This is a genomic window from Micromonospora sp. MH33 (assembly GCF_003013775.1).
Classification (GTDB): Bacteria; Actinomycetota; Actinomycetes; order Mycobacteriales; family Micromonosporaceae; genus Micromonospora; species Micromonospora fulviviridis.
This window is the reverse complement of sequence record NZ_MUYZ01000434.1, coordinates 827-3,915: the sequence shown is the minus strand read 5'-3', so window position 1 is coordinate 3,915 and position 3,089 is coordinate 827. Positions and strand designations below refer to the sequence as shown.

Annotated in this window: 1 protein-coding gene and 1 pseudogene; both read right to left on the bottom strand. The window is 74.7% G+C overall.

The window, feature by feature from the left end; all coding sequences use genetic code 11:
• The coding region (locus tag B0E53_RS33870) for a type I polyketide synthase (RefSeq protein ID WP_146167894.1) at positions 1-2,828 on the bottom strand (2,828 nt) is incomplete at its 3' end.
• Positions 2,829-2,875: 47 nt separating this feature from the next.
• Positions 2,876-3,089: pseudogene (locus B0E53_RS39890) on the bottom strand (hypothetical protein); the annotation flags it as partial.

Below are 3,089 nucleotides of genomic sequence, written 5' to 3'. Positions count from 1 at the left end.
GCGACGAGCGCCTCGCCGCGCGGGCCGTCGGCCAGCACCAGGCACCGGCCCAGCGGGACGACGGTCCGCGCCGGGGCGGCCTGCCGCCACACCGGCACCGCGAACCACTCCGGCAGCGGCCGGGGCCCGGTCTCGACCGGCGCCGCCGCCTGCTCCACCGGATCCGGCTCGACCCAGTAGCGGCGCCGCTCGAAGGGGTACGTGGGCAACGGCACCCGCCGGGCGTCGGGGTCGACGGCCAGGGTGACCGGCACCCCGGCGCACCAGAGCGCACCGGCGCTGCCGAGCAGGGTGGCCAGGTCGCCGACCGGTTCGCCCGGCCCGGGCAGGCTGCACAGCGGGGTCAGTTTCCGCTGCGCCTCGGACGCCTTGGCGACCTGCATCCGGGCCAGGTTGGCGAGCTGCCGGCCCGGGCCGCACTCGACCAGCGCCCAGGTGCCCTCGGCGAGCAGCGTGGCCACGCAGGCGCCGAAACGGACCGGCCGGCGCAGGTGCGCCGCCCAGTACGCCGGGTCGGTGGCCTCCGCCTCGGTGATCCAGGTGCCGGTCACGTTGGACAGGAACGGCACGGCCGGCGGGCGCAGCGGCACGCTCGCCATCAGCGCGGTGAACTCGTCGAGGATCGGGTCCATCATCGGCGAGTGGAAGGCGTGCGAGGTCCGCAGCAGCTTGGACTTGTTCTTGCCGCCCAGGCTCGCGGCGAACTCCTCGACCAGCGCGGTCTCGCCGGCCACCACGCAGGTGCCCGGTCCGTTGACGGTGGCCACCGAGAGCCCGGCGGGCAGCCGGTCGGCGACCGCCGACTCGTCCAGCGTCACGGCGAGCATCGAGCCGGCCGGCAGCGAGTGCATGAGCCGGCCCCGGGCGGCGACCACCCGCAGCGCGTCGGGGAGGCTCAGCACGCCGGCCACGGTGGCGGCGACGTACTCGCCGATGGAGTGGCCGAGCATCGCGGCCGGGGCGGCCCCGGCGCGCTGCCAGGCGGCGGCGAGGGCGTACTCGACGGTGAACAGGGCGGGCTGGGTGTAGCGGGTCTGGGTGAGCTTCTCCCCCGCCTCCGGGTCACGGCCGAGGATCAGGTCCCGGATGTCCAGGCCCAGCTCGGGGCGGAGCAGCTCGGCGCACTCGTCCACGGTGGCCGCGAAGGCCGGGTCCTCGGCGTAGAGCTCGGCGCCCATGCCGGCGTACTGGGAACCCTGGCCGCTGAACAGGAAGGCCACCCGCGGGGCCGGGCCGTCGAGGGCACCCCGGTGCCCCTTGCGCTTGTCGCGCAGGGCGGCCGCGGCGGACGGCAGGTCGGTGGCGACCACGGCGGCGCGGTGCGGGTACTGCTGGCGGCCGACCCGCAGGGTGTGCGCGACGTCGGCGAGAAGTTCGGGACCACCCGCCGTGCCGCTCTCCAGGTGGTCGGCGAGGCGCTTGACCGCGGTGTCCAGCGCGGACGGGGTCTTCGCCGAGACCTGCAGCAGGTGGGCCGGGCGGATCCGCCGCTCGGCCCGGTACGCGGCCGGCGCCTCCTCCAGCACCACGTGCGCGTTGGTGCCGCCGATGCCGAACGAGCTGACCCCGGCGCGCCGCGGCCCGCCGTCGGTGTCCCACTTGGTCAGCGTGTTCGCCACGTAGAACGGGGTGTCGGCGAAGTCGATGGCCGGGTTCGCGGTCTCGTAGTTGATGGTCGGCGGGATCAGGCCGTGCTCCATGGCGAGCACCGTCTTGATCACGCTGACGATGCCCGAGGGCTGGCTGAGGTGGCCGATGTTGGACTTCACCGACCCGATGCCGCACCAGCCCCGGTCGTCGGTGTCCTTGGTGTACACCGCGGAGAGGGCGGCGACCTCGATCGGGTCGCCCAGCGCCGTGCCGGTGCCGTGCGCCTCGACGTAGCTGATGGTGCGCGGGTCGATGCCGGCCAGGCCGACCGCCTGGGCCACCGCCTCGATCTGCCCGTCGATGCTGGGGGCGGTGAAGCCGACCTTGCCGGCGCCGTCGTTGTTGATCGCGTTGCCGAGCACCACGGCGCGGATGGTGTCGCCGTCGGCGATCGCGTCGGAGAGGCGCTTGAGCAGGGTCACCCCGACGCCGCTGCCCCAGACCGTGCCGTTGGCCCCGGCGTCGAACGGGCGGCACCGGCCGTCCGGCGAGGTGAAGCCGTCCATGCCGAGGTAGCCGACGTGCGGCAGCTCGATGTTCACGCCACCGGCCAGAGCCATGTCGCACTCGCCGTTGCGCAGCGCCTCGCAGGCCAGGTGGAACGCCACCAGCGAGGTGGAGCAGGCGGTGTGCACGGTCAGGCTCGGCCCGCGCAGGTCGAGCCGGTAGGAGACGTTGGTGGCCACGTAGTTCGGCGAGTTGCCGGTGGCCAGGGAGACCGCGCCGTGCGGGCTGCCGCCCACCCGCTTGTTGCGCAGCACGTTGCGGTGCAGGTAGGTGTTGCCGCCGGTGCCGGCGTAGACGCCGACCGCGCCGTCGTAGCGGGCCGGGTCGTAGCCGGCGTCCTGGAGCGCGGTGTAGCAGCTCTCCAGGAAGAGCCGGTGCTGCGGGTCGGTGATCTCGGCCTCGCGGGCGGTCATCCCGAACAGGCCGGCGTCGAACTCGTCGTAGCCGTCGACCAGCGGGGCCCGGCTGACCCAGCCGGGATCGTCGACCTCCTCGGGGGTGGCGCCACGGGCGAGCTGTTCCTCGCGGGTCAGCTCGGTCACCGACTCGACGCCGTCGACCAGGTTGCGCCAGAACTCGTCGACGTCGGCCGCGCCGGGCAGGCGGGCGGCGAGCCCGACGATCGCGATGGGTTCGATGCCGTCGTCGGTGGAGGAAAAGTCGTTCTGCATCGGAGGTGTCCTTAGCTCACGCGGTACGTCGGGGAGGGGTTGCGGCGTCACGGCTGGTTCGGTCGTCGGGGTGGGGTACGGCGGGCGCGGCCCCGCCGGGCGGCGGCCCGCAGCGCGGCGCGGGCCAGTTCCGGCCGGTCGGCGGCGCCGTCGAGGCTGGCGGCGAGGGCCCGCACGGTCGGGTGGCGGAACAGGTCGAGCATCGTGAGGGAGCGGCCGGTGGCCTCGGTGAGCCGGGCGTGCACCGCGGCGAGCGCCATC